The organism is Paenibacillus fonticola DSM 21315 (genome assembly GCF_000381905.1).
In the GTDB taxonomy this organism is placed as follows: Bacteria; Bacillota; Bacilli; order Paenibacillales; family Paenibacillaceae; genus Fontibacillus; species Fontibacillus fonticola.
Window position 1 is genome coordinate 105651 of the sequence record NZ_KB907262.1, and the last position, 26882, is coordinate 132532.

Consider the following 26882-nt stretch of genomic DNA (forward strand, 5'->3'; position numbering starts at 1 on the left):
AATGGAAGCAAGATGGAACTAAGGATGCAACTGAGGGGAAGGAGAAGATGCAAATGCCGGTCATCCAAATCGTAGGTTTTAAAAATAGCGGTAAAACGACATTGATCTGCAAACTGCTGGAAATACTGAATGCCATGAACTTAAGAGTCGCGGTCATCAAACATGATATTCACGGTTTTGAAGCTGACCGCGAGAATACGGACACGTTTCGTCATCGCCGGGCCGGCGCTGTTGCAACAGCGATCACTTCTCCTTGGCGTACGGCGGTCATTGAAGAGCGGGAGACGCAGTTAAGCGATCTTATCCAGCGGTTTGCCGACTACGATATGACGATCGTAGAGGGATTTAAGCAGGAGCATTATCCTAAAATTGTGTTAATACGAAATCCGGAAGATCTTGCGCTGCTGCACGAAGTGACTGGCATTGAAGCCATTGTGTTCAGGCAGGAGGCCGAGGAGTGCCGGGACAATGACGGTACGGGCGGTGTACTGGCAGGTTCCGGCCTGCCTTGCTACAGCATTGATGATGTGGAGGAAATTGCTAAGCTGATTATTCTTCGTACGATGCCTCGCATTAGAGAAAGTCAGTTATGACCTTTCCGAAGTTTACGAGCCGCCAGGGAACCGTTTGTCATTTCAGTCGTTTCTTTTATGACAAACGGTAATCCATGGCGGCTCGCGGTTCATTTCTCACTTATAGCTGCGGATTGTTAAGTTATAGATTGTTGAGTAACGGATAGTCTAGTTATAGATTGTCATCCAGCCGCCGTTCGATAGCTTCAGACATCGTCTTGTCGGTTAGATGGGCATAGACTTCCGTCGTTTCGGTAGAAGCGTGACCGAGCTGCTCTTTCGTCTTATAAATATCATTTTGCAAATAATAGTCGGTCGCAAACGAATGCCGCAGCTTATGAACGGTTAAATACGGCTTGCCGAACCGTTTAGCATATTTAATGATCATCGCCTGGATGGCCCGTTTGGTCATGCGCTTGCCTTCCTTTTGGCCGTTGGGAACAGCGACGAACAGCCCCTTTTCCCGTTTAGGCGTATTGTACCGGCTCTGACGCAGCTGCAAATATTCAACCAGCTCATCTTTGGACTGTTCACGGAAGTAGACCGGTGTTTTGAATGTTTCATCATTATTCCCTTTGCGAAATACATAAATGATTTTGTTGGCCAAATCCAGATCATCGACATTGAGATTTACGACCTCAGAGACGCGAAGCCCGGAATTCAAAATGAGGCTGGCGATACAGGCATCTCTTTCTTTGTTAAGCTCATGGGCATATAACGCCTGTTTGTTGTTATGAACATCAGCGGCATAGCCTTCGCGGATATAGCCGATGAACTCCAGCAGCTCGTCATCCTCCAGCAGTTTCCCCTTCAGCTTCGCAGCGGTGTCCTTCGGTTTATGGATACGCTTGATTTCTACCTTGGCCATAATATTGCGCTTGAGCAGCGGGTAGAAGTCTTCGTCCTCGGCAATTTGGCTCAAATAGTGGAATAGCGAACGAAGGGAGGACATTTTGCGCGACACCGTAACTCTGGAGTTTGTGCCATCGACGCGGGTCGTTAAGTGCAGCCTGAATCCAACGACATTTTCCATCCGCAGCGTTTCCAGATCCAGCAATGAAATTTGCGTATTCGTTTCAGCCGCCGACAAGCCTTCAGCCCGGAGCCAGCCAAAAAAAGCTTCATAATCCCGCACGTATTCCAAAAGCGTGGAAGGCGACAGATCGGGCAGCTTATAATCGATAAATTGCTGTACGAACCAGGGCATGTGCACTACTTTTTCATCTAACTTTTTTCGGTCGATCGTTTTTTGGACATTCATCCTGCGGTACCTCCGAATTAATACGGTTATGCCATTATTGTAACATAAACAGCAGCGATAAGACCGAACTTGTATAAATTCGAAAAACACACTATATGAAAAATTCATAATAACAAACCAATTTTTGACGGATCTTGTCACATCTTTAACAAACCCAATCTAACTGCCTATCTAGCACCTACCATAAGTTGAAAGAGATAAGTTAAAAGAGAACAGCAAAATGTCGGGATCCGAAGCTGTAGGCAAACGGTTTACGGACAAAAAAAGCGGATGGCGAGGACACGCCTCCATTATAATTAATAATATTAATTATAATGGTTAATGTCATTAATTTATAGTGTGCTAGAGGCGTTAGCGAACAAAAGCCGGCCCCATTGATCAGATTGGAGAACCGGCTTTGATCGTTAATTGCAATTGTCAGTTCATACCGCTCGAAAGCCGAAATTTGTTGGAGTTACAGCCCAAGCTTTTCAATCTCGCTTTTGAGTTTGTCTGCGGAATGCTGGAATTTCTTCAGCTCTTCATTTTCCAGCTGCAAGTCAAGTACATTCCGGACACCAGTCCGATCAACGATACTCGGCACACCAAGGTATACGTCTGATACGCCATTGTAATTGTTAAGCAGGGTAGATACGTTTAGCACAGAGCCTTCATCCTGCAGGATAGAAGTAACGATCCGGTCTAGGGCCAAGGCAATCGCGTAGGAGGTAGCTCCCTTGGCGTTGATGATTTCATAGGCAGCATTTTTAGTGCTGTTAAAAATAGCCTCCTGATCTTCCCCCGAAAATTCCAAACCGATTCCTGCGACATTGGCCAGACTCCAAAGCGGCACTTCAGTATCACCGTGTTCTCCGATGATATGCGCATGAATACTGCGCGGATTGATCCCTTTATTTTGCCCGATCAAATACCGGAAACGGGCGCTATCGAGCAAAGTACCCGACCCGATAACACGGTTGGAAGGGAAGCCGCTTATTTTCAAGGACACGTAGGATAAAATATCAACCGGGTTCGTAGCTACAAGAATAATCCCGTGATTGTTGTATTGGACAATGTTCTTGATAATACTGTCGAAAATTCCCGCATTGCGTTTCAGAAGATCAATACGAGTCTCGCCTGGAGCTTGGGATGCCCCCGCTGCAATAATAATAATATCCGCATCTTTACAATCGCTGTAATCACCGGCCCATAGTTTGACACCGCCTGTAAAAGGGAGGCCGTGATTCATATCCAGCGCTTCTCCGAGGGCTCTTTCTTTATTCGCATCGATAAGCACTAATTCGGATACGCGTTCCCGCAGCAATAATGTATAGGCCGTAGTTGCTCCTACAGCGCCCGTTCCAATAATAACAACCCGGCTTGATCTTAATTGTGTCGTCAACATATCATCTCCTTCATCCTACGCACATATGTATTAACTCCTCTTCATTGTACATGAATCACTTAAAATTTAAAGCACAATATTAAAGTTTGAAATAATAGAATTGGAATATTTGTAATTTAAGTTGAGGAAACGTGGGTGCAGGCGACAATATTTTGAATAAAGAGAACTTTAGTAGATGAAAATTTTTGCAAATACGGACATTTAGCAAATGTAGTCTTTTAGCAGATGAGAACATTGTAACCATCGATGTAACCATTCTGTAAGGACGTCATGTTTCTTTTATATTATTCTAGTAATATACATAGAGAGAGAGGGAACTGGTGGCTAAAGATGTCGAATATTGAGCAAAAGGAATTTGAAAATGCGAGTACAGGCAGCAGGCAGGACCTAACCCGAAAAAAATCGGGCGGACGTTTTAAAAAACGAATTATTTTCTCAGCAATAGTATTATCATGTACCGCATTAATTATGTCAGGGGCAGCAATGAATTCTTATTTTAGTGTATCAGCTCCGCAAGGCAATGGAGCCTCGATCGTCACTCCCAAATTGGCTGGATTCAACGAAAGCAGCCGCATATTAGAAGGATTAGCTTCAGAAAATGACAACAACGGCCATAATGAGACGAACACTGCCTCTCCAGAAGCGGACAAGCCAGCTCATAGTGAAGAGCCGCCAAGCGCTACGGAAAATAAGGCGGCGAAATCTGCGCCTAAAGTAGCCTATTTAACTTTTGATGACGGTCCGGGCCCATATACGGATAAAATCGTTGAAATATTAAATCAGCACAGCATTCATGCCACCTTCTTCGTGATCGGAAACCAGCTTAAAGGATACGAAGATTCGGTTAAGGCCGCTTCGGGAAGCGGCAATTATATCGGGCTGCACAGTATGACTCATAATAAGAAAAATTTGTACGAAAGCGGGAGCTCCGCATATTTTATCAAGGAATTTAAACGGGAACAGAAGATGGTGGAGAAAATTACAGGGCACTCACCTAGCCTCATTCGCGCACCTTATGGCAGTAAACCGCAAATTAACAAAAAATTTCGCGACGATATCGTCGAGTCCGGATTTAAGATGTGGGACTGGACCGTTGACTCTAAAGATTGGCAGCACACCGGCAAGCCGGATAAAGTGCTGCAGGAAATTAAGCGGCAAGTTCATCGCGACGTTGAAGTTATTTTGTTCCATGAGAAAAAACAAACGGTTGAGGCCCTTCCGCAAATTATTGATTATTTGACGAATAAAGGATATGCGTTTGCCGTATATAAGCCGGATCGGCATTTTTCTGTTAACTTTGCAAACGACTCTCGCTTGTAGCTATAGACTGTTAATCTATTTGAACTGTGTATGATATAATAGGATCGGCAGGTTGAACCGGTTAGTGAGGTGGCTGATTGTTGAGTTTAAGTTATAAATTGTTAGGGGCTCTGCTTGCGGCAAGCTTGTTTTTGACCGCCTGCTCCACGCCGCCGGAGGCGGTGGTGGGCCCGGCGGATGAGGAGCCTGAAGAAGGACAGATGATTACCATCGAAATCCCGGAAGTGCTTAATGAGCAAACATCGGCTAACAAGGAGGACGGGAAGCAATACCAGATACAGACGCGGCTGACTGACTTCCATCTTTTTAGCGAAAGTTCAGGGATCGCTTGGGGCTCCACTCGCAGTGAACTCAGGTTGTATCTTACGCAGAACAGCGGAAAAACCTGGACAAGTATTTCACCAGCAGCATCGGTTCAGTTTCCCAATCATCCCAAATATAATAAAGACATTTTCTTTATCGATCCATCCCATGGCTGGGTTGTCCGCAATCCGGTCGGAACTAGCGATGCTATTGTGCTGCGTACACGGGATGGGGGGGCGACATGGAAAATCGCTTCTTTGCCAGGGTCCAGCCGCATCGCCGCTATTTATTTTACGGATGTTGACCATGGCTGGATTCTTACAGCCAGCAGTTATCCGGATAAAGAGGAGAAGAAGCTCTATCAAACGGAGGACGGCGGGGCCACATGGTCTAAAATTATGAGCAGTCCATCCGGTACGGATGCGAATCTCGACCATGCTTTTCCTGTGCTGAGCAGCGATATTTCGATGATGTTCCGCGATACGATGAACGGTTACTTGAGTATGGTTGTTTCGGGGATTCCCAAGCTCTATGCGACGAGCAATGGAGGAATCAGCTGGTCAGAGGTGACCGGTTTTTTCTCTACCGAGAAGTATAAATCCTGTAATCAGTTTACGGCGGGTGAATTGCAGTTTTTCTCCAATGAGCCATCGGGCGGATGGATCCCGGTCGGCTGCGTCAAAGAAGAGGCGACGAAATATAACGGCTATTACACGGCCGATCAAGGAAGCACTTGGACAATAGTACCTTATGACACTTTCTGGCAGAGTGGATTGAACGAGCTAGTTCCTCCTACTTTTACTAGCAGCAAAGAAGGATGGTTCATACACAACTCCAGTGTATATCACACGACAGATCAAGGAAACAGCTGGACGGCTTTGCCGAAAAGTGATGTGCTTGCAAAAATTATTGAGGAATATCCTGAAATCGTAAAGCTCAGGTTCTCAACCTCCCGGGTAGGCTGGCTGCTTGTAGCACAGAGCAATCAGAAACGTTCTTTACTGCTGCAAACCGTAGATGGGGGCATCAGCTGGCGAGTTTTATAATATGCAATCAATCAAAAAGTCATTTTTTTAATGTTGAGGCGGCTAGCGTGTATCCTGCTTTACGGCGTTGAAAAAATGGCTTTTTCGTTTTCAGCAGCAAATGCTGGAGTGCCGCCCAACTGGAACATAAACTTATGAATGTTTATGATAATGTGAAAATAATCACATTGTATAGATCAAGTATGTGATATATTTAACTCATAAAGAGCAACAGTTATTCCAACTTACAAATAGGAGTGATAGAAATGAAGACAAACCAAGACACGGTAACTCGCAACCTGCTTCAATTTTGCTATACTTGTGAAGATGCTCACTTGTGCACGACAGAGGAGATGTGCAAAGCCTGCTGGGCAGAGAATGGGCTGTATGAAGCCGAAGAGGCCGGAGCAGAAGAAACTCGCGAGTTGTTGCAGTTATACTATGCTTAACTCCATATCCTTTATCGTTTGCGATTGACCTTCGGTTCAGAATATAGAACCGAAGGTCATTTTATTTTTTTACCGAAGGGGCAGACGTTTGGTATTCCAAATGAATTCAAAATAGGACAAGGCGACTAATTTAACAATCTCAGCTTGACAAGATTCCCAGTACATCGCATATACATAAACATGAAGAGGGGACAGGTGACAACGGTTCAACTGCTGGCGTGAATAGGAGGGAGAAGAAAAATGCAAGCATGGGTGGAAATGTTCGGAATTATGAATACGGCGCTTCCCATTTTCTTCGTTATCATCCTAGGGATCATTTTAATTTCAGTAGGCCGGGGCGTGCTGCAGCACCTATCCAACTCCAGGCAGCCGGTGCTTATCGTTCCAACAGTGATCGTCGGCAAACGTACAGAAGTATCCCATCGTCATAATATCGACAGCTCTGTGAGCCAATCGGATAGTAAATACTATATTACGTTTGAAGTAGAAAGCGGAGACCGCCTGGAATTTTCGGTGAGCGGCTCTGAGTATGGGCAATGCGCGGAAGGAGATCAGGGTAAACTGTCCTTCAAAGGGAATCGCTATTTGGGGTTTGAGCGTTTGGGCAAGTCCTATTTGAGCGGTGACGGAGCGGACCATAGGTTTCGAAGAAATTGTTAAAGCTGGACCCATTCGTTCCGCATAACATAGAAAGAGCTGTCCGATTGGGACAGCTCTTTGTCTATATTAAGAATAAGATAGTTCTCTCGTCTGCGATGTATTGGCCAGAATCGTCTGCGCGACCTTGCGCCCACTGGAAAAAGCACGTTCTGCTAATTCGCCCTTGCCCTCGCAGCCATCGCCACAGAAGAAGAAGGGAGTCCCAGCAAGCTGGACAGGCAGCAGTTTATTCGATTGGATATTTTTGACGCTTGCCACCATCGCTTTCTTCGAGACGCGCTTCACTACAGTATGTTCGCGCCAATCTGGATAATACGCATCAAATAGCGCTTCCATTTGCAACGTTTTGCTTTCCAGGTATTGTTTCTTTTCATTTTCGTCTGCAAAGTCATCGTTCAAATAAGCAATCCCTTGCAGCAGCTGCCCGCCGTCGGGAACAACAGTATGGTCTGTAGCCGACACGTCACTGATAAACAGCTTGTTGTTCATATCGCTGATATAGTGGAATGGGCGATTGACGACTTTGGAGAAACCGACATCGTATACAAGAACTTCGGTTGATGTATTGTTCTTGTAAGGCTCCAGAGCCGAGCTCCACGGTGATGTCTCCAGGAGCTTGACGATTTGCTGTACCGGCATGGCAAAGATCACCTGGTCAAATACTAATGATTCGCGTGTTTTCGTATTCAAGATGAATTTGTCATTCTCCATAGATATCGATTCCACAGGCTCTTTGACGGCAATTTCCCAGTCTTCATTGCGAGAAATTTTATCTGCCAGCTGATTCGTGATCGTCGACCAACTGCCCAGAATGTAGTTCACTGGTTTCTGCGAAAGGAACAAATTGTGATAGTACTCGGCGATGACTTCGCCGGACACCTTCCTTGCTTCTTCCGGTGTAATGAAAAAATTGGAGCTGACTAAATGCTCCCACAGTTCCTTTACGTCAGGTGAGGCGTTCGATTGATTCAAGTATTCACCTAATGTCGGGTAGTTCTTCAAGTGGTGAATATTTGTAATCACTGCGGCAATTTCGGCCACGAACCTGAATTTCTCCATCGTGGTCAATACGCCGGTTTTCATAATATTTACGAAATCGAGTGGAGCGGGAGTGAGCTGACCATGCTTAGCATATACAACACTCCGTTTGTCAACCTGCTTACTATGAAAACGGAGCTTTAGTTCGTTCTCCATATTCAGCAAAGTGTGTCTGTCAATTCCATAAACTGCATGTGCGCCAAAATTTAGCGTAAAACCAGATTTCTCATAAGTAAAAGCTCTTCCACCCAACTGCGGGCTACGCTCGAACACTGTTCCCTGTACACCCGGACGGTCAGACAGATAAGCAGCGGCCGTCAACCCGGCAAGCCCACCGCCAACAATCGCGATCCTCATTAGTCGTACCTCCCATTCGTTTTGTGAAGCGCAGCGTCCGCGCTCCTCGCAACAGTTCTGCTCCGATGTCAATGTATTGTCCGAAGCATGGATTCACTCTTAGTATATGCTATTCATGTAAGCGCGTCCATAGAAATAGACACGATTTGTTCAAAAATGTAATCGTATTCACCATGAACCTTGGCAATATAAGATTGACATAACAGAAGTAATAAAAAAACTGGCACAATTATAGGCATATGCACATAGAATGTATCGTTCATAAGAGATTAAAGGAGGAAGGCCAGTTGGCTGTCATCAAAGCAAACTCCGGGGATGTTAGATTGCTGGCACGTCTTATGCGGGCAGAGGCCGAGGGTGAAGGCGAGCAGGGGATGCTGATGGTAGGAAATGTAGGCGTCAACCGGATTCTTGGCAATTGCCTGGATTTTAGAGATATCCGCGATATGAATCGCATGGTTTTCCAATCCCCGGGAGGATTTGAAGCGACACAGAAAGGATATTTTTATCAAAGAGCGCGGAATTCGGACATACGCCTGGCTCAACGTGTCGTCAATGGGGAACGTGTGTGGCCTGCCAGCAATGCCTTATGGTTTTTCCGGCCGGCTGGAGGCTGTCCGGGGACATGGTACAATCAGCAAAACACGGGAAGATTCAAATCGCACTGCTTCTTCAGTCCGTCGTTTGAAGATTGTCCAAGTGTATATTGACGGGGGAGATTTCCCTTTTTTTGAATAAACATTAGAGGAGGCTTTATTCATGTATAATCCAACATACCGGCCGGTTACCTATACGATCGGCAGCGGTCATGCCGGCGCACATACCGGCGCACATATCGGGACACATACCGGGACACATGCCGGGACACATGCCGGAGGAAGTACTTATCCATCGCAATATCAGGTGCAAGGAGGAACTGTTTATCCGCCGCAGGTGCCTAGCGGCAGCCCGATGACAATGACAGGCACGGTTGTGCCAACTGCGATTCCCCAATTTGAGCAGTCGTACATCGAGAACATTTTGCGTTTGAATTTGGGCAAAGTAGGAACCTTCTATATGACCTATGAGAACAACTCGGAGTGGAACGCTAAAGTATTTAAAGGCGTTCTCGAAGCCGCTGGACGGGACCACATTATTATTAGCGACCCGGCGACTGGCATGCGGACGATTTTGCTTATGGTGAATTTTGACTACGCAACTTTTGACGAGCCGCTTGTGTATACGTATCCGGGAACGATCGGAAATCCTCAATCCGCAAGATAATTATAAAAATGCCCCTGACCAGGCTGCCTCTCTTCCAGGCAGTCTTGTTTCTTTTGTCAAGAAATCTTGTTTAAATACTTAAATTCGATAGGAAAACAAAGTAAAACGTATCCATGGCTGAACCCGCATCCTATTTAAGCGCAAAAGCAAATAAATTAGCGCTGCACTCTTGTCTGCAGTCATACCGCGGCGTTTGACTGTGTAGTGTATAATAATATAATTAGATGTAAAAGGTCATGAACCTGTGCAGTCAAAATTAATTCATACCGCGAAGGAGGTGCACCTGTTCTCCGCTAGGCAAGCGGGAATAGGAAACGTATTGACTGACCCTTTACCGAGTATTTACCATGTAGGACTTATGATTGTTTTAGTTCTGCTGAACGGTTTTTTCGTGTCGGCTGAATTTGCGATTGTGAAAGTTCGCGCAGGCCGTATCGATGCCTTGATTGAAGAGGGAAAGAAGGGCGCCGTAAGGGCTAAAGGATTAATGAGCCGGCTGGATGGCTATTTATCCGCTTGCCAATTAGGCATTACGCTTTGCTCTCTTGGGCTTGGATGGCTCGGTGAGCCAGTGGTGGCGCGTTTGCTGAATCCGCTTTTTCAGCTTACAGGAATAGGGGATCGAGGGGCTTACGCCATCTCGCTGACTACTGCTTTTCTGCTCATCGCCGTGCTGCATATTGTTCTAGGGGAATTAGCGCCCAAGACGGTCGCCGTCCGCAATGCGGAGAAAGTAACGCTGTTATCCGCCCGCCCAATGCAAGTGTTCTTCAAAATCATGTATCCTTTAATTTGGCTGCTGAACAGCTTGTCATCCGGTCTGCTGCGGATATTCGGCATCGAACCGTTGAAGGAGCAATATGATACAGCCCACACCGAAGAAGAAATCAGGGTGATGATGAAGGAGAGCAGCGAGAGCGGTTTGATCGATAGTACCGAAATGTCACTGATGGACAATATTTTTGAATTTGCAGATACGACAGCGCGCGAAATTATGATCCCCCGGACAGAAATGATTTGTCTGTACACCCAGAATACATTGCATGAAAATTTGGAAATCGCGCTTGAAGGTACACGCACACGTTATCCTGTTTGCGCGAATGATAAGGATCACGTTATCGGCTTTATTCATGTTAAAGATTTGATACGATCCAATTCAGCGAACTATTTGGATTTGCTTCGTCCGATTATGGCGGTGCCTGAATCAACCCCAATTAGCGATCTAATGAAGCGGATGCAGCGCAATAAAACGCAAATTGCGATATTGATAGATGAGTATGGGGGAACTTCCGGACTTGTTACCCTGGAAGATATCGTGGAGGAAATCGTCGGGGAAATCCAGGACGAATTCGATGAAGAGCGCCCCGGCATTGAGCAGGTAGGAGAGAAAGCTTATTCCATCGATGGGCTTATACTGATCGAAGCAGTGAATGATCGTTTCGGCTTTGAGCTTGATTCCGATGACTATGATACGATCGGTGGATGGCTATATTCGAGAATTCAAGTATTGCCGCCCCAGGTCGGGCAAAGCGTGGAATATGAAGGCTGCATTTATATGGTAGAACAAACCGACAACAAGAGAATTTCGCGCGTAAAGCTCATCCAACAGGAGTTAGTGCCATTGGAAGGAACAGGCGCATAGCATATACACGAGGGTGCCCTAATCAGGGCACCCTTTTTAGCGGCTTCTTTTCTTTAATCCATTGGCAATTTGCAGTAACTCCGATTTATCTAATTGTCCAGCTGCCATAAAGTAGACATCGCCGATCAAAAAAGTGATCTGTGCGATCGAGTCCGGCGTGTAATAGGCAATGGTGCCATTATCCAATTTTATAGCCTCGATATGTTCTTCGTACGGCATCCGGATCATTTCATTCTTTTCTAATATTTTATACGTGAGGGTTAATTGCTTCCCGCTGTCCGTCTCAAACAATAAATATACCCCGTCAGCTGTAATGTTCTCATCGGATAAGGACGTTAAGCTCGACGATGGGATTAATTCAGCTGAATGGAAGCTAAACCCGTGAGGCAAATAGGTCATTTTGGGAAGCTTAAAAGGGAGACGGCTCGAAATGTCCTTAAGCTGCATTTTCACCGACATAGGAAATACTTTTGGGCACGACGTCCCCATAGGATCCGCCTTGCTATCGTCAAGCGAACCTGCTGCGACTACCGTTTCTTCCCCTTGGCGTCCGTTGCCGAATACAATTTGGCTCATTCCGTTGCCCCAGCTTCTCAGCTCTTGATAAATAGGGGAGAACGCTTGTGTTCCGATAGGCGGTGTAAGCAATACCGCGCTTAGCAAAACGAAGGCAATGACAGCAATCACTCCATAACGGCGTAACAGGTTCCTGACTTTGCGGCGCCTCGCTTGCTTTATCAGCTTAGGCTGCATTTTGCTCCAGGACGGCCTCTTGAACTGATCGGAATAAGGAGGCAGCTCCTTTGCTGCTTGGACAAATGCTTCGTCAATAAGAGTGTTAAGCTCCGCCGGATACACGGGATTGCGGGGACTGCTTCGCTTCAATATGGCCACCCCAGTCTTTTAAGAGCATTTTTTTGATTCCTTCACGGGTACGGTGCAGACGCTGCCTTACTACATTTTCACTAATATCGAGCCTTTCTGCGATTTCCTTGTAGCTGAGGCCAAGCTTCCAGCGGTATTCAATCAGTAAGCGGTATTCAGGCTTCAGCTTTTTCAAGTATGCCAAAATTGCTTCTTCCATCAATTTCGTTTCCACTGTATGCTCCACTGAGCCGGTATGAGGAATAAACGGATCTATATGTATAAAAACACTATCCGCATCTAAATGGTTACGGTGTTTTTTATTTTTTCTTAAATAATTGATTGCGGTGTTCCGTGTAACGACTTTGAGCCAGGATTTCATTCCAGCTTCACTTTCAAAAGCAGGCTTATTATATACCACTTTCAGAAAAGCTTCTTGGATAATATCTTCACTGGTTTGATGATCTTTAACGATGTAATAGACAGCTCCATAGACTAGATCATAGAAACCGTAGTAGATTTTTTCCTGAACGTTCTCGGCCAAGTCGTAAAAATCAGCGACGAGCAACCACTTCAGGCGTTCCGGCATGACTATCTCCTCTCTAAATTCCATATAACGGTATTTCAATAGTATCTATTAAGCATTCTACATGATTTTTGCCCGAAGAGGAATCTTTTACCTAAAGATACAATGTTACACTTATTTGAAAGTGTTTCTAGTCTTTCGCAATGGGAGGTGACGCCATCGTAAGTTTAAACTACAATGGAGTAGCTGGAGCTATAAATTACATATAGACGAACATCAGGAGAGGAGCTTATGATTTAATTATGAAACGCTTAATTTGGATGGGGTGCTGGGCTTATTTATTAATCGGATTGGCGCATGTCGTTGTCGGCTCGATTATGCCTAACCTGCTTGAATATTACGGTAAGGAGTACACAGCAGGAGGAAGCCTTATCTTTGCTCAATTTGCCGGCTTCTTAGTAGGGGTGCTGGTCTCTCCTTTACTCATATCCAACTTTGGAAAAAGAACGGGCCTCATCATTGCGACGGGAATGCTCTGTGTCGCGGAAACAATCTATACGCTGCTGCCTCCTTGGGAATGGATGTATGTGGTCGGCACAGTCGCCGGATTTGGCTTCGGCATGATTGAAGCGGTCATCGGTACGCTGATTATCGTAGCGGTCAAGGAAGGGACGGCCGTGGAAATGAGCAAATTGGAAGTGTTCTTCGGAATAGGCGCGCTCGTTATGCCGCTTATTGCCGGCTGGCTTATCCGCACGGAGATGTGGCGCTTCTCCTTTCTGTTCATCGCTTTATCTGCCTTGATGATGCTGTTGGCTTGGTTGAAGAGCGATTTCGGAGAATTAAACGAACTGCTGAACGCCAAGGAAGCGAAGCAGGAGAAGAAAGGGGCGCTGCTGGCACAGTATCAAGGAATTCGCGGTCTGCTGCTCGCCGTATTTACATTTTTTTTCTTCCTGTACGTCGGAACGGAGATGAGCTTCGTTAACTTTCTGCCGTCTCTGCTCATTGAAAAGCTGGGGACCGACAAATCGACGGCGGCCTTTAGCGTGACTCTATTCTGGATTGCCATGACGGTCGGGCGCGTGTTCGCCGGTATCATTGCCGAGCGCATCTCGTACAGCCGATATGTGCTGTGGAGCTGTGCCGCCAGTCTCGTGCTGATCTCGTTATTTTCTATTACAGGCAAGCTATCTTTCATGTTTGTCCTTATTTTGCTCTTCGGATTGTTCATGTCAGGCCTGTTCTCTATCGCGCTTGTATTCGCAAGCAAGCTGCTGCCGGGGGCTGAGGAATCTACGCCGAGCATTCTGATTGCTGCTGGAGGAACCGGAGGTGCATTACTCCCGCTCGCGATGGGGAAAAGCATGGATATCGCCGGGGCTGACACGTCGGCCTGGATGTTGTCCGGCTTCGTTGCCTTACTTCTGCTGCTTAGCATTGCAGCCATCGTGATTCAACGTTTTCGTTCGAAGCGTATTGCCGAAGTTTGATACATTTGCCATAATCATGAGAGAAAGGTGAAGAGGGGGAATAGGTCATGAGCTGGATGTATATCATCATTATTGTCACTGTAATCATCGCCGCTGTCGGAACTCTCCTGGTGGGAACATCTCGTCAGAACAGAACGGGCAACCCGAATTATGACAAGCGTACGAAGCGGAATATGGTTGGACTTACTGTGATGTATGCCGCCTCGATTATTGTTATTTCCGTTTTGGTGGCGATGGTTCTCGACTGATGCCTTAAGCGGGGAAATAAACAAGAGCCAAGTCAGCGTTATGAAAAACGCTGGCTTGGCTCTTGCTTTTTCTGCAAATCAAACTAAATCGCCCAGCTGCCCTTGTTGAAAATTTGCACCTGCTGTCCGTCAGCTGAAACGCCGTAAATATCCATTTCCGCCGAGCCGATCATAAAATCCACGTGAATGGTGCTTTGGTTTATGCCGGCCGCTTCCATCTGCTCCTTAGACATGCCGGCCCCGCCCTCGATCGTAAAAGCATACCCTGCGCCGATCGCCAGGTGATTGGAGGCATTCTCATCGAACAACGTATTGTAGAACAGAAGTCCGGACTGTGAAATCGGCGAGTCGTGAGGCACCAGGGCCACTTCGCCTAAATATTTCGCGCCATCATCCATTTCGACCAGCCGCTGCAAGGTGGCTTCACCTACCTCGGCTTTATAGCCGATAATTTTACCGTTCTCAAAGGTAAGGGAGAAATCATTAATGATATTCCCGTTATAGCTGAGCGGCTTCGTACTGGTGACGGTACCGTTGACCCCTGTTTTCTTTGGAACGGTGAACACTTCTTCCGTTGGCAAATTGGCCAGGAAGGGTACGCCCTTACCGTTCTCGCTTTCCGCCGCAACCCATAGATGGCCTTCCGGCAGCTCGATCGTTAAATTCGTTCCAGGGGCGACATAATGCAGCTTCGAGAACTTCTTGCTGTTCAAATAGTCCGCCTTCTGGCTAAGCTGATCGATATGCTGCCTCCAAGCGGCAATCGGGTCCGGCTGATCGATGCGCACGGTGCGGAATATTGCCTCCCATAAGGCGTCTACCTGCTGATCTGCCGGCAAATGGGGAAATACTTTAGCTGCCCAAGCCGGAGAAGGAGCAGCGACAATCGACCAGGTGAAGTAATTGGCCATCTGATACTCGCGATATTTGGTCATCGCTTTGGAATAGGTCTTTTGGTGATTGGTTAGACGCTCGGGAGAAACACCGTTAAGCAAATCTGGATCGGCTGAAATGACATGCAGTACAGCTGCGCCATTCTCAATGTACTCCAGCATTTCCCCGGCATACCATTTCGGGTCATCGAGAAAGGATTCGTCAGCGGCCATGTCATAGCGCAAACGGGTTACCGTATCGTCGCTCCAGTTTACTTTTACAAAGCGGGCTCCTTCGTTGTATGCTTCCTTAACAATAAGGCGAACCAGTTCAGCTGAATCCAGCGCAGCATTGATGATTAAATTTTGGCCTTTCTGAATTTGGACGCCGATTTTTACGGCCAGTTCCGCATATTTCTGCAGTTTGTATTCAAAGTCTGTCATGGAAACTCCTCCAATACGTGGTGAAAATTCAGTTATTGTTTATTTTACTACTAAAGTTAAAGTGTATCCAAGTTTTTAACCGATAATAAAATCGCCCTCCGGGTAACGAAACAGCTCTTTGCGGGATTTAGGCGCTAACGCATATGCCAGCGTTAAGGGCCCGATTCTGCCCAGAAACATCACCAGGCTAAGCACCACCTTGCTGATCTCCGTTAGCTGGGTCGTTACGTCCAGACTAAGTCCAGAGGTGGCAAAGGCGGAGGTGGTCTCGAACAATAAGGCAAGGAATGCCCGATCCTCCAACGCCGATAAAATCATCGCCGTAAAGATGACGAGAAACAGAGCGAGCCAGGTTTGCGTAATCGCCCGCAGGATGGATTCTTTGGAGAGCCGTTTGCGGAAAAACACAATATCCTCCTTCCCCCTTAGCATCGTATACATGGCTCCGATGAGGATAGCGAACATCGTCACTTTAATTCCGCCGCCCGTAGAACCTGGAGCCGCACCGATGAACATGAGCAGGATGAGCAGAAACTGAGTAGACTGCTGCATTTCGGACACACTTAAAGTGGAGACCCCGCCGGATCTGGCGCTGACGGAATGGAAGACGGACGCAAAAATCTGATCGATCAGAGACAACTCTTGAAAAGCAGGAGATTTGAAAACCTCCATAATAAAAATAAGGAACGAGCCTGCGACAATGAGTATGGCTGATACAGTCAGGACGACTTTGGAATGCAGCGTCAACCTCCGGGTCGTCCGGTAGGAAAGCAAATCCGCCATAACGATAAAGCCGATCCCCCCGAGAATGATCAATACGATTACGACGATATTAACGAACGGATCGCTGACATACGCCGAAAAGCCGCTGAATGGTCCGTGGATGGAGCCGAACAAATCAAATCCTGCATTATTAAAAATCGAAATACTGTGAAAAATGCCATAATAAATCGCATCCTGCAGCGGCATGTCGAAAGACCATCTGGCCGCCAGCAGCAGTGCACCGACTGATTCAATGACCAGCGAATATAAAGCAACCTGGCGGATGAGGGATACGAGGCCTTCCAGGGAATTATGCTTCATTGCTTCCTGTAACACCAGGCGATCCCGCAGTGAAATGCGGCGATTAAAGGCCAGAGCAATTAATGTCCCCATAGTCATAAAGCCAAGCCCGCCGATTTGGGTAAGTACAATTAGTGTGACCTCTCCAAATAGCGTGAATTGTGTTCCGGGATCAACGACGACAAGCCCTGTCACGCAAATCGCCGAAGTAGCCATAAAGAAGGCATTGACCAGGCTTAGGTTTTCGCCGTTTGCGGATGCCGGCCCTAAAGATAAGAGGAAGGTCCCGATCAAAATTATAACTATAAATCCAAAGGTTAATACTTTGGCAGGAGATATAGCGGATTGGCTTTTTTTAACAGTGGGCACGTTGATTTACACCTCAATATTGACTTCTTGATATTGGCAAAAAACATGATACGATAGGTAAAGTAATAGACCTTTCTACTTTTACAGGTATACCGATTATAGTGCAACTTCGAACAAATAAACAGTTGTGAGCAACAAAAATTATAGAATAAGGGAGTCGTTCATAGTGGAGCTGCAAATCATAAAAGCAGAAATGCATAGGCAAGAGGATGGCGGATACATAGGTAAAACGGTGTTCCGGGTCATTTCTCACAAAGCAGACTACGAAATTGCGTTCCATAGCAAAAAGGGTGAGGATTGGGATTACAGTCTGCATTATGCGAATGAACCGGGGAATGAGGAGCAATTTCTTCTCGTTGACGCACGGATCGAGGAGGATGATGCCTGGTTTGACCAACTGCTGGATGCGGCCTGGGATACGCTGGCGATAGAGTAGGGGATCCATTGCCCTGAGCGCACGGTGCGGATTTGGGGATAGAGTAGGGGATCCATTACCTTGAGCGCACGGTGCGAATCCGGGGCATGCTTGGATGGCGGCGACCATAAATTGGTCATTGAGAAGGAGGAGGATCGCTTGCTGCAAAAGCCATTTTATCAAATTAGTCTTGGTATCATCATGGTGCTGACTATTATACTGCTATTGTCCAAAGTGAGTTTTATTTTTGTGCCGGTAGTGACGCTGGTAAACATATTAATCGTTCCGGTAATGCTGTCGGGATTTCTATACTATTTGCTTCGCCCGATCGTTCAATTTTTGGAACGGCGGCGCTGGAATCGGATGCTGTCGATTCTTACGATATATGTGTTGTTCGCCGGGGTCGTTACGATATTCTTCATCGTTGTCTGGCCTCCCTTGCAAAGGCAGGTCACGGAGTTTGTCGGCAACGTCCCGCTCCTAATCCGGGAATTGCAGGCCCAGTTTAACGAACTGCGCGAATCGAGGCTATTCTCGATGTTCAACGAGGAAAATGTGCAAATTTCCGACAAAATTACAGAATTCATTAATTCAGTCATTGAAGCTGCAACGAAATCTATCTCTCACGTGGTGACCTTTTTGAACGACTTCTTCATCGTCGTAGGAACGGTGCCGATTTTGCTGTATTACATGCTTAAGCAGGATGACCGCGTTGCACCCGCATTGACGCGCATGCTTCCCAAACGCTTTCGCCGTGATGGACAACAGGTTATCCATGAAATTGATGGCGGACTGAAAGGCTTTATCGCCGGGCGCATGATCAGTGCCGTCCTGCTGGCGATTATGGGTTTTCTCGGCTTCTGGCTGATCGGGCTGCCTTATCCGCTGCTGCTGGCCATCGTTGGGGCTTTGTTCAATTTCATCCCTTATTTCGGCCCGTTTCTGGGAGCTATTCCGTGCGTCATCGTCGCCTTTACGGAATCGACCTCGATGGTTGTTTGGGTCATTGTTATCGTCGTTGTATCGCAACAAATCGAGGGGAATTTGATCTCTCCCTATATTTATGGGAAGACGATCAACATCCATCCGCTCACGACGATTGTCCTGTTATTAATTGCAGGCGATTTTGCCGGCATTCTGGGGATGATATTAGCAATTCCCGTTTATATGGCAGCTAAAATCATCGTTGTCCGCGCTTATCAAGTCTACATCGCCAGCAAACAAGAGCCCGGCGATGACGATGGGAATGCGGAGACGACAGCAGGAAATGCTGCTGCAACTGCATCGGAGGATGTGCTTCCCTAAGCTCATTTCAACTTTAAGGTGATCAAAGTCATATCTCCATCCCTGTCTATTGCGAGATGATTAAACAACAGGCTAACAATAATTCTCGGGGGGATGATAAGTATGGCAGTCACCGCCAAAGGCGGGAAGTACTTCTACGCATGGAGTACAATACTTCCTGACGGATCTTTTTACCTGCCGGATCAAGCCCTGCAGGAATACAATATTAAGCTGAATTCCAACATCATTATAATGACCGGCCGCAATACGAGCAGAGGATTTAGCGTCGTTTGCAAGGATTTAATTCCTAATTCACCGCTTGCCTCGATTTTTAGCAGTTTGCCTGAACTGCAAAATTACTCCGTCTCTGAAGGCAAAACGATCAGCTTTAAGGAACGGGTATTTTGCTGGGCGGCTCTGAATCAGGAACGCTATATTACTTTACCGCTCCAAACATGGCAGCAGTTCGGCCTTAATCCGGGCAATAAGCTGCTGTGCATGCGTGCAACCCATTTGGCTTTTAACATTTTGTCAGAAGGGCCCTACATTGAATTGGCCAAGCAGATGCGGGATATTCTAGTATACGAGTAGCCACTTTCATTGAATGCGATTCCACGGGGCATCCATCTTACCTTCACGGAGAGATGGGTGCCTTTTTATTTTTGCCATAATAGCGCTCCTGTTAGGTAATAATAAGAAAACAAAAAACTGCTCAAGGAAAGGGGCTGCTGGCTTGAAGGCAATCACCTATCAGGGAAAACGGAACGTTAAGGTCAAAGAAGTCTCCAACGCCAAGCTGGAGAAGAAGGATGACGTGCTTGTGCGAATTACCTCAACGGCAATTTGCGGTTCAGACCTGCATATTTATAACGGCGAAGTTCCGGGGATGTATGATGACTACGTAATTGGCCACGAGCCGATGGGGATAGTGGAGGAAGTAGGGCCGGATGTCACGAGGGTCAAACGCGGGGATCGCGTCATTATTCCTTTTACGGTATCCTGCGGGGAATGCTTTTTCTGCAAAAATCAAATGGAGAGCCAGTGCGATTCGTCCAATGAAAACAGGGATACGGGCGGCTACTTCGGATACTCCTCGCGTAATGGGGATTATGCGGGAGGACAGGCGGAATTGATGCGGGTACCTTATGGCAATTTCATGCCTTTTGTCGTGCCTGAACAGGATGAACTGGAAGACGAGAAAATCTTGTTCCTGTCGGATATAATACCAACGGCATATTGGAGCGTCATAAACGGCGGGGTCAAGTCCGGCGATACCGTCATTATTCTTGGCTGCGGGCCGGTAGGGCTATTGACGCAAAAATTCGCCTGGCAGTTCGGCGCCAAACGGGTAATCGCGGTGGATCATCTGGATTATCGGCTCGAGCATGCCAGGCGTACCAACCAGGTAGAAGTATTCAATTTCGAGAAAATCCCGAACCTGGAAGGGCATTTAAAGGAAATTACCCGCGGCGGAGCTGACGTTGTAATAGATTGCGTTGGACTGGATGCGAAAAAGTCCGTGGCAGAGATGGTCGAAACGGCGTTGATGCTGCAGGGCGGTTCTCTGAGCGCATTCAATTTCGCCACGAAAGTTGTGCGCAAGTTCGGTACGATACAGGTTACAGGCGTGTATGGCTTAAAATATAATCTGTTCCCCTTTGGGGACTTATTCGAGCGGAACATCACCGTCAGACCTGGACAGGCTCCGGTGATTCACCTTATTCCCGAGCTTTATGAGCAAGTACGCAGCGGAAAATTCGATCCGACGGATATCATTACACACCGGCTGCCGCTATCGGAAGGAGAACGCGGGTACGAAGTGTTTAGCAAAAAAGAAGAAGATTGCATTAAGGTTATTTTGAAGCCTTAAAGGTTCTGCTCGGATCACATCATCATTAATGCACCGCCTGTTCCTTACGGATCAGGCGTTTTTTTTAGTGAAACGACGGGGGGATGCGGTGTATAATGAAAAAGGAAGTTTATGCAATTTTGGATTTAGTTTCGTTTAGTTTACATAACAATTATTATGTCGATTATAGGAGGTCTGCGTATGAACGCCCATGAAATTGATTATGAAATTTTAGGAAGCGAAATGCAATGCGTTGAGATCCAACTGGATCAAGGGGAAAGTGTAGTCGCGGAAGCTGGCAGTTTCATGATGATGGATCAGGACATCCGGATGGAGACGGTTTTTGGCGACGGAAGCCAAGTGGAGGGAGGCATCATGGGCAAGCTGATGGGCGCTGGAAAACGGCTCCTCACCGGTGAAGGCTTGTTCATGACTATATTTACAAATATGGGATACAACAGACAAAGCGTGACGTTCGCTTCCCCTTATCCAGGCAAAATCATTCCGCTGGATCTGCAGATGCTGGGCGGCAGAATAATCTGCCAGAAGGATTCGTTCCTGTGCGCCGCCAAAGGCGTGTCTGTAGGCATTGAATTCCAGCGCCGTCTCGGCACGGGCTTCTTCGGCGGCGAAGGATTTATTATGCAAAAAATTGAGGGAGACGGGCTCGCCTTTGTCCATTCCGGAGGACTCGTCCTGGAAAAGAACCTGGCCCCGGGAGAAGTGCTGCGCCTCGATACGGGCTGCCTGGTCGCGATGACGGCCGGGGTCGACTATAACATCGAATTCGTTAAGGGGGTTAAGTCGGCCCTATTCGGCGGCGAAGGCCTGTTCTTTGCTACACTTCGCGGACCGGGCAAAGTATGGGTTCAATCCTTGCCTTTCAGCCGGATGGCGGATCGCGTGCTCTCGGCGGCACGGTATACCGGGCGAAAGGATGAAGGCAGCATCCTCGGAGGGCTCGGCAATTTATTTGACGGCAAATGAGCGGATATCGAAGGTAGTCAATAGCGGTCAATAGCAGTCTATTGACAATCCGGCTCTCGTGTAACTACACTTGTTACAGAATAGGCGGGAGGGATATCTATGACGATCAGCTCAAGGTTCGCCGTCGCGATTCACATATTGACTGTGTTAGAAATGAACAGGGAGGGTGTCAACACTTCAGACTACATTTCTGATAGCGTAAATACTAATCCTGTCGTGATCCGGCGTATTACGGGCATGCTTAGCAGGGCCGGTCTCGTTGAGGTGAGGCCTGGTGTCGCCGGGGCAAAGCTGGCCCGGACAGCAGCCGAAATTAATCTGCTCGATATATATCGTGCTGTTCATGCCGTAGAAGAGAACGGGTTGTTCGCAATGCATGAGAAGACGAATGCGAATTGCCCTGTTGGACGAAACATTCAAGCGACGATTGAGCCTATATTTTCAGAAGCGCAAAAAGCGATGGAGAACACGTTAGCCAACGAAACGCTGGAGGATATCGTGCGCAGTCTATCTAGGAAAGAGTAGCAGCGGGCAAGTATATATAACGCCGAGTTGCCTTGGCTCGAAGTCAAAAGTCGATTCCCTGCATCGTAGCGGAATCGACTTTTTTAGTAGCGTAAGCTGGTTTCAGCCTTCTTGCTTTTGTATTTTTGCGGCATTGTTGAGCTTGTACGGCACAGGATGCCTCGTCAGCTTTTTCGCAACGATTTTCGCTTCGAAAGTGATCGTGTCGCCGATCTCCAGCTCGAGCTTTTTGATGGTCGCGCTATGGCTGGACCAGGCATCGCCAATTTCGAGCTCGGGTTCGCTTGCCGCAACGTTTTCGTAAATGATCACCTCATCATCGTTATCGGAGAAATGGTTAGGCACGGTAGTAAACTCCTTAACGGTCGCTATCAGCTTCACTTTGCCCTCCGGAAGCTCCAGCTTGGCTTTTTTCGCTTTCTTGGCCTTAGCCTTCGGTGCAGCTGCCGGCTCTGCAACCTCAGCCGCCTCAGCCGCTTTAGCAGCATTAGGTGCTTCAATCGCCTCAGCCGCATTAGCATCTTCAGTCGTCTCAGTTGCTTCTGATATTTCAGCAGCTTTATTCGCTTTAGGTGCTTTAGGCTCAGCGACGGCAGCGGATGGCAGGGGGCTGCCAGCTGCTTCAGCCGGCTCTGCGGCTTTCACTTCGTAGTTGGCAGCCTGCATTTCTTTCAGGTAAGATGGGTGAATGCAGTGCTTCTGGTTGTTCTCCAGCTGAATTACAGCCGTAATCGGGTCAATGTAGCCAATGATGCGGCAAGCCTCATTTAATCCGTGGCCTTTATAATAAAAAGTTTTCATCTTCGTCGCCTTATCGGATAGCAGGCTCCATTCCTTGCACATCTCCATAAGCTCCGCCTCGTCCGTGAAGGACGTATACGTATCCGGTTCGATCATAAACGAATGCACCATGTTTTCCCGCCTTTATTATTTATTCAACGCTATTTTATCACGTTTTGATCAGAATTGCGGCATGGCTAGTACAGGAATCTCCATAAGTAGAACGTCGCATGCGCTTCCCAATTTGTCCACGCTGCGGATAATCTGCGGATTTCTTGCCTCTCCGGTTTGCGATCGCTGCCCGTTAAATGCTTAATTGCATTATGCAGTCCAACATCATCGATCGGAAAGGCCGAGGGCATCCGCAGACAGCGCATTAACACATAATTCGCGGTCCACGGCCCGATGCCGCGAATGGAAACAAGCATCTGTTCCGCTTCCTTCAGACTGCCGGCTCTCAGCAGTTTGTCTTTCGTCAATTCCCCTTCGGCGATAAGCTGAGCCACACCGATAAGATACTCGCATTTCTTGACGGTCATTCGCAGCTCGCTTAAATCTTCGACCGTTAACGCGGCTATATCCTCTGCGGAAGGGAAGAGCCAATATTGTACTCCTTCATAGGTTATTTGTTTGCCAAAGCGCTCGACAAGCCGACTTTTCAACGTATATGCATAACTCAGGCTGATTTGCTGTCCAAGAATTCCCCAGCTTACCGCTTCGAATAATTCAGGAATACCGATCATCCGCAGTCCATGGAAGGAAGAGACCGCTTGCTTCAGCAACCGATCCTTCCTAGCCATCTCATAAAAGGGAAGTAGATCGCGGTCCAAGTCGAACCATTCTCTGACATATTTCATGATTTCTGATTGCAGCCATTGGCTGATTGGAGCAGCGCTGCCTTTAATAGAAATTTTCAGGGTATTGTCCCCATTATCGCTAATCTCAATGATCGGCGTATGCTGCCCGATCGTTATTGCTCTGCAAATCCGCTCGTCCCGGATCTGATATAAACATTCATTGGGTGACCTCAATAAGTAAGCCAAATTTTGCGTAAAGCTAAATGGCTCGGGTACGGGTACGATCAAGTTCATCTCTGTACTTGCTACCATATATATTCCTCCATTCCGGCTGATTAGAGCTCATTTTAGTTGTAACATGAAAGTTGGTTTAATAGTTTCGATATCTTGCTTTTACATCCGGATATACGTTCAAATTGGAGAATCTGGAGTTATACTTGTTTATGGAGGCGAAGCAAGCTATGAGGAAACAAGGTCGACCGTTAACCGATGAGTTATGGCAAGCGATCGTAGGGAATAAAGCGTCTTACGACAACCAATTTATTTACGCCGTGCAATCGACAGGGATTTTCTGCCGGCCTTCCTGCAAATCCCGGCCGCCGAAGAGGGAGCATATCCGCATATTCGCTAATGCAGAAGAAGCTTTATCCGCGAATTTTCGCCCCTGCAAAAGATGCAAGCCTGCTCATGGCCGGCTTCCGGACGATGAATGGGCGGAGCAGATTGCGGGGTACATGGATGCCCATTATCGGGAGAAGCTCACACTGGATACGTTGGCCGAAATGTGCCATGGCAGCCCTTATCATCTGCATCGCACATTTAAGCGAATTAGAGGGATGACGCCAGCCTTATACCTGCAGCAGAAAAGATTGAACATGGCCGCAAAGTATTTGCGTACAACCGACAAATCAATATCTGAAATCGCCGAGACAGTCGGCATCGGCAGCACCTCTTATTTTATCACCCTTTTTAAAAAAGTGACGGGGCAGACCCCGGCAGAATACCGCGAAAGCGGTAATAGATCAGGAGGCCCATTATGACGAAAACGTCAACGGAATCCCCATTGTATTGGTCATTACTGCAGATGGATCGTTGGAGCATTCATCTTGCCGCTACAACCCGGGGACTGTGTTATGTCGGCTCCCATGGCCAGCCGTTTGCAGAGCTATTGGCTTGGGCGAACCGGAGATTCCCCGGCAGCCCTTTGGTTGAGGACGAAGCAAGAATCCGTCCCTATTCTGAGCAATTAAACCGATATTTGCGGGGGCAGCTTGAGTGCTTCAACCTCCCAATGGATGCACCCGGAACCGCATTCCAGCGCGAGGTGTGGCAAGCGCTCGTCGAAATACCTTATGGCCGCACGGAATCTTATTCGGACATAGCCTTCAAAATCTCTAAACCGTCCGCCGTACGCGCCGTTGGGGCGGCGATCGGGGCAAATCCACTATTGATCATCATTCCGTGCCACCGCGTCATAGGCAAAAATGGAGCACTTACCGGATATCGCGGCGGACTGGACATGAAGGCGCGATTAATGGAGTTGGAACAGGATTACGGAAAGAAGGAAAAAGTTATTCATGAGGCCTTTTGAAATTTTTTGGAGCGAACGAGGCTTTGCTTTTCATCCGGCAATATAAGCCAATCCTGAAATACGCAGTATTAGCCTATTACAGCCTGCGAATGACATGCATTTGTTGTCATTCGCAGGTCTTTTATATATTTTAAATAAAAGTGTTGACCTTCTCGTTACGTCAAGGTGTACAGTGAAATTGTCAGGAGGTGATTCCATGGAATATACCGTGCAGAAGTTGGCCCGGCTAGCCGGAGTAAGCACTAGAACGCTTCGCTACTATGACGAGATTGACATTCTTAAGCCGGCTAGAATCAACTCGTCCGGTTACCGGATATACGGCCAAGCCGAGGTAGACCTGCTGCAGCAAATTTTGTTCTATCGCGAGCTGGGCATTTCGCTGGAGCAGATCAAAGCGATCGTAACTTCGCCCGGTTTCAACAGTGTTTTGGCGCTAAAGCAGCACCGGGAGCAGCTCCTTGACAGAAGAAAGCAATTGGATGTCCTTATCGGAAATGTGGATAAGACGATTGCTATGCATGAAGGGAGAATAAGCATGACGGATAAAGAGAAATTTGAAGGATTCAAACAGGGATTGATCAACGAAAACGAGCAGAAATACGGCAGGGAAATCCGTGAAAAATACGGGGATAAAAAGGTTGACCAGTCCAACATGAAATTGCGCGGGATGACGGAAGAGCAATATGAAAATATGACGCGATTAGAGGAGGAGCTTAAGCGGACGTTGGCCGAAGCCTATAAGACCGGCGACCCGACAAGCGAAATCGCTCAGCGGGCGGCGGATCTGCACAAGCAGTGGCTGTGCTATTCTTGGAACGAATACAGCCCAGAAGCCCATGCCGGGCTGGCGCAAATGTACGTGGACGACGAGAGGTTCACCGCTTATTATGACGTAGAACAGCCCGGTACGACGGAGTTTCTTCGCGATGCAATCCTTATTTTTACGGGAAATTGATTCAATTCTACGATGGACGGGTAATAAAGAATAAGTGGGAAGTGGTCATAATCAATGAACAGACGGAACGACAGAATACTGTGTATTCCGAAAGGTAGTTGATTCACCATGTACTCTCTCAGAAGGAAGAGAAGATCGATACTTCGTCGATTATTCTCTGGTAAGGCACCCTAGCCAGTGGATGGCTGCATAGTAAATTGCATAGTTAATGAAGCAACCGCTTCCCACTGTAAGACTCTGCGCTTCATGCGCAGAGTCTTTTTTATATTGTACGCCCAGCATGGGCGTCATCTCTAGGGTGAGAGTCCCGAACGGGGGCTGGCGAGCGCCTACCGTTAGCCAAGGGCAAGGGTGTCCGTCGCGAGGCGGAATCTGAAGGAAGCCAGAGGCAAAAGCACGGGCCAAGGTACACGAACTGGATTTGAGGCAGGATTAGTCGGATGAGTTGCCAATTCACAACGAAATCCAAAGCCGCTAAGGGCTAGTCCTGTAGACTCCAGTGGTCGCGGGCGGAAAGATGACGTTCTTATCTGGGGAGGCCTGCGGG

The 26882-nt window shown here is 47.4% G+C and carries 28 protein-coding genes; 19 read left to right on the forward strand and 9 right to left on the reverse strand.

The window, feature by feature from the left end:
- The first annotated feature begins 53 nt into the window (after positions 1-53).
- Positions 54-593, forward strand: coding sequence for a molybdopterin-guanine dinucleotide biosynthesis protein B (gene mobB, locus G358_RS30420; RefSeq protein ID WP_019638681.1), 540 nt, complete (start codon positions 54-56; stop codon positions 591-593).
- A gap of 151 nt (positions 594-744) precedes the next feature.
- On the opposite strand, the gene xerS is transcribed toward mobB, so the two are convergent.
- Positions 745-1833: a tyrosine recombinase XerS gene (gene xerS / locus G358_RS0118215; protein WP_019638682.1), complete on the reverse strand. Its 1089-nt coding sequence runs from the start codon at positions 1831-1833 to the stop codon at positions 745-747.
- Between the two features lie 454 nt (positions 1834-2287).
- Entirely contained in the window at positions 2288-3217 is a 930-nt protein-coding gene (locus G358_RS0118225) for an L-lactate dehydrogenase (RefSeq protein WP_019638684.1), read from the reverse strand.
- A gap of 330 nt (positions 3218-3547) precedes the next feature.
- Between G358_RS0118225 and G358_RS31825 the strand changes: the two genes are divergently transcribed.
- From G358_RS31825 to G358_RS0118245, 4 genes are all read left to right on the forward strand, one after another.
- Entirely contained in the window at positions 3548-4537 is a 990-nt protein-coding gene (locus G358_RS31825; protein WP_019638685.1) for a polysaccharide deacetylase family protein, read from the forward strand.
- Positions 4538-4617: 80 nt separating this feature from the next.
- Positions 4618-5886 (forward strand): WD40/YVTN/BNR-like repeat-containing protein, encoded by a 1269-nt coding sequence (locus tag G358_RS0118235; RefSeq protein WP_019638686.1) that lies wholly within the window; start codon positions 4618-4620, stop codon positions 5884-5886.
- 245 nt (positions 5887-6131) lie between these two features.
- A complete protein-coding gene (locus G358_RS0118240) occupies positions 6132-6314 on the forward strand; it encodes a hypothetical protein (protein ID WP_019638687.1) in 183 nt (60 codons plus the stop codon).
- Positions 6315-6554: 240 nt separating this feature from the next.
- Entirely contained in the window at positions 6555-6974 is a 420-nt protein-coding gene (locus G358_RS0118245; protein ID WP_019638688.1) for a DUF2500 domain-containing protein, read from the forward strand.
- 66 nt (positions 6975-7040) lie between these two features.
- On the opposite strand, the gene G358_RS0118250 is transcribed toward G358_RS0118245, so the two are convergent.
- Complete coding sequence (locus G358_RS0118250; protein ID WP_019638689.1) at positions 7041-8369, reverse strand: FAD-dependent oxidoreductase; 1329 nt, start codon at positions 8367-8369, stop codon at positions 7041-7043.
- A 287-nt stretch (positions 8370-8656) separates the two neighbouring features.
- Between G358_RS0118250 and G358_RS0118255 the strand changes: the two genes are divergently transcribed.
- From G358_RS0118255 to G358_RS0118265, 3 genes are all read left to right on the forward strand, one after another.
- On the forward strand, positions 8657-9079 hold the full coding sequence (locus tag G358_RS0118255) for a cell wall hydrolase (protein ID WP_019638690.1): 423 nt from the start codon (positions 8657-8659) through the stop codon (positions 9077-9079).
- Between the two features lie 49 nt (positions 9080-9128).
- Positions 9129-9632: a spore coat protein GerQ gene (gene gerQ, locus G358_RS0118260; protein WP_019638691.1), complete on the forward strand. Its 504-nt coding sequence runs from the start codon at positions 9129-9131 to the stop codon at positions 9630-9632.
- A gap of 358 nt (positions 9633-9990) precedes the next feature.
- Entirely contained in the window at positions 9991-11274 is a 1284-nt protein-coding gene (locus tag G358_RS0118265) for a hemolysin family protein (RefSeq protein WP_205621548.1), read from the forward strand.
- A 36-nt stretch (positions 11275-11310) separates the two neighbouring features.
- On the opposite strand, the gene G358_RS0118270 is transcribed toward G358_RS0118265, so the two are convergent.
- Both G358_RS0118270 and G358_RS0118275 read right to left on the reverse strand, forming a co-directional pair.
- Positions 11311-12159 carry a DUF4367 domain-containing protein gene (locus G358_RS0118270; protein WP_157274415.1) on the reverse strand — a complete coding sequence of 283 codons (849 nt, stop codon included), beginning with the start codon at positions 12157-12159 and terminating at the stop codon, positions 11311-11313.
- Positions 12113-12727 carry an RNA polymerase sigma factor gene (locus G358_RS0118275; protein WP_019638694.1) on the reverse strand — a complete coding sequence of 205 codons (615 nt, stop codon included), beginning with the start codon at positions 12725-12727 and terminating at the stop codon, positions 12113-12115. Before G358_RS0118275 ends, G358_RS0118270 begins: the two co-directional genes overlap by 47 nt.
- A 239-nt stretch (positions 12728-12966) precedes the next feature.
- On the opposite strand from G358_RS0118275, the gene G358_RS0118280 reads away from it, so the two are divergent.
- Positions 12967-14157 carry an MFS transporter gene (locus G358_RS0118280; RefSeq protein WP_019638695.1) on the forward strand — a complete coding sequence of 397 codons (1191 nt, stop codon included), beginning with the start codon at positions 12967-12969 and terminating at the stop codon, positions 14155-14157.
- Between the two features lie 47 nt (positions 14158-14204).
- Entirely contained in the window at positions 14205-14405 is a 201-nt protein-coding gene (locus G358_RS0118285) for a hypothetical protein (RefSeq protein WP_019638696.1), read from the forward strand.
- 83 nt (positions 14406-14488) lie between these two features.
- Here G358_RS0118285 and G358_RS0118290 read toward each other — a convergent pair whose 3' ends face one another.
- Together G358_RS0118290 and G358_RS0118295 are read right to left on the reverse strand one after the other, a co-directional pair.
- Positions 14489-15721, reverse strand: a complete 1233-nt coding sequence (locus tag G358_RS0118290) for an aminopeptidase (RefSeq protein ID WP_019638697.1) — start codon at positions 15719-15721, stop codon at positions 14489-14491.
- A gap of 75 nt (positions 15722-15796) precedes the next feature.
- The gene (locus G358_RS0118295) at positions 15797-17152 is read right to left on the reverse strand and encodes a TrkH family potassium uptake protein (RefSeq protein ID WP_019638698.1); all 1356 of its coding nucleotides are present in this window, start codon (positions 17150-17152) and stop codon (positions 15797-15799) included.
- Positions 17153-17318: 166 nt separating this feature from the next.
- Here G358_RS0118295 and G358_RS0118300 point away from each other — a divergent pair, with 166 nt between their 5' ends.
- From G358_RS0118300 to G358_RS0118325, 6 genes are all read left to right on the forward strand, one after another.
- Positions 17319-17588, forward strand: a complete 270-nt coding sequence (locus G358_RS0118300; RefSeq protein ID WP_019638699.1) for a hypothetical protein — start codon at positions 17319-17321, stop codon at positions 17586-17588.
- Positions 17589-17648: 60 nt separating this feature from the next.
- Complete coding sequence (locus G358_RS30430; protein WP_019638700.1) at positions 17649-18872, forward strand: AI-2E family transporter; 1224 nt, start codon at positions 17649-17651, stop codon at positions 18870-18872.
- 102 nt (positions 18873-18974) lie between these two features.
- On the forward strand, positions 18975-19442 hold the full coding sequence (locus G358_RS0118310) for a hypothetical protein (RefSeq protein ID WP_019638701.1): 468 nt from the start codon (positions 18975-18977) through the stop codon (positions 19440-19442).
- Between the two features lie 142 nt (positions 19443-19584).
- Positions 19585-20721, forward strand: coding sequence for a zinc-dependent alcohol dehydrogenase (locus tag G358_RS0118315; protein ID WP_019638702.1), 1137 nt, complete (start codon positions 19585-19587; stop codon positions 20719-20721).
- Positions 20722-20901: 180 nt separating this feature from the next.
- Positions 20902-21687 carry a TIGR00266 family protein gene (locus tag G358_RS0118320; RefSeq protein WP_019638703.1) on the forward strand — a complete coding sequence of 262 codons (786 nt, stop codon included), beginning with the start codon at positions 20902-20904 and terminating at the stop codon, positions 21685-21687.
- Between the two features lie 99 nt (positions 21688-21786).
- Complete coding sequence (locus tag G358_RS0118325; RefSeq protein WP_019638704.1) at positions 21787-22212, forward strand: Rrf2 family transcriptional regulator; 426 nt, start codon at positions 21787-21789, stop codon at positions 22210-22212.
- Between the two features lie 102 nt (positions 22213-22314).
- Here the strand turns inward: G358_RS0118325 and G358_RS0118330 are convergent, their stop codons facing one another.
- Together G358_RS0118330 and G358_RS0118335 are read right to left on the reverse strand one after the other, a co-directional pair.
- Positions 22315-23124 carry a hypothetical protein gene (locus tag G358_RS0118330; RefSeq protein WP_019638705.1) on the reverse strand — a complete coding sequence of 270 codons (810 nt, stop codon included), beginning with the start codon at positions 23122-23124 and terminating at the stop codon, positions 22315-22317.
- Between the two features lie 65 nt (positions 23125-23189).
- Positions 23190-24101 carry a DNA-3-methyladenine glycosylase 2 gene (locus G358_RS0118335; protein ID WP_019638706.1) on the reverse strand — a complete coding sequence of 304 codons (912 nt, stop codon included), beginning with the start codon at positions 24099-24101 and terminating at the stop codon, positions 23190-23192.
- 131 nt (positions 24102-24232) lie between these two features.
- Between G358_RS0118335 and G358_RS0118340 the strand changes: the two genes are divergently transcribed.
- The 3 genes from G358_RS0118340 to G358_RS0118350 all read left to right on the forward strand — a co-directional run bounded on the left by G358_RS0118340 (position 24233) and on the right by G358_RS0118350 (position 26335).
- The gene (locus G358_RS0118340) at positions 24233-24829 is read left to right on the forward strand and encodes a bifunctional transcriptional activator/DNA repair enzyme AdaA (protein WP_019638707.1); all 597 of its coding nucleotides are present in this window, start codon (positions 24233-24235) and stop codon (positions 24827-24829) included.
- Complete coding sequence (locus G358_RS0118345) at positions 24826-25380, forward strand: methylated-DNA--[protein]-cysteine S-methyltransferase (RefSeq protein WP_019638708.1); 555 nt, start codon at positions 24826-24828, stop codon at positions 25378-25380. Before G358_RS0118340 ends, G358_RS0118345 begins: the two co-directional genes overlap by 4 nt.
- A 196-nt stretch (positions 25381-25576) precedes the next feature.
- On the forward strand, positions 25577-26335 hold the full coding sequence (locus G358_RS0118350) for a MerR family transcriptional regulator (RefSeq protein ID WP_019638709.1): 759 nt from the start codon (positions 25577-25579) through the stop codon (positions 26333-26335).
- Positions 26336-26882 lie beyond the last annotated feature (547 nt).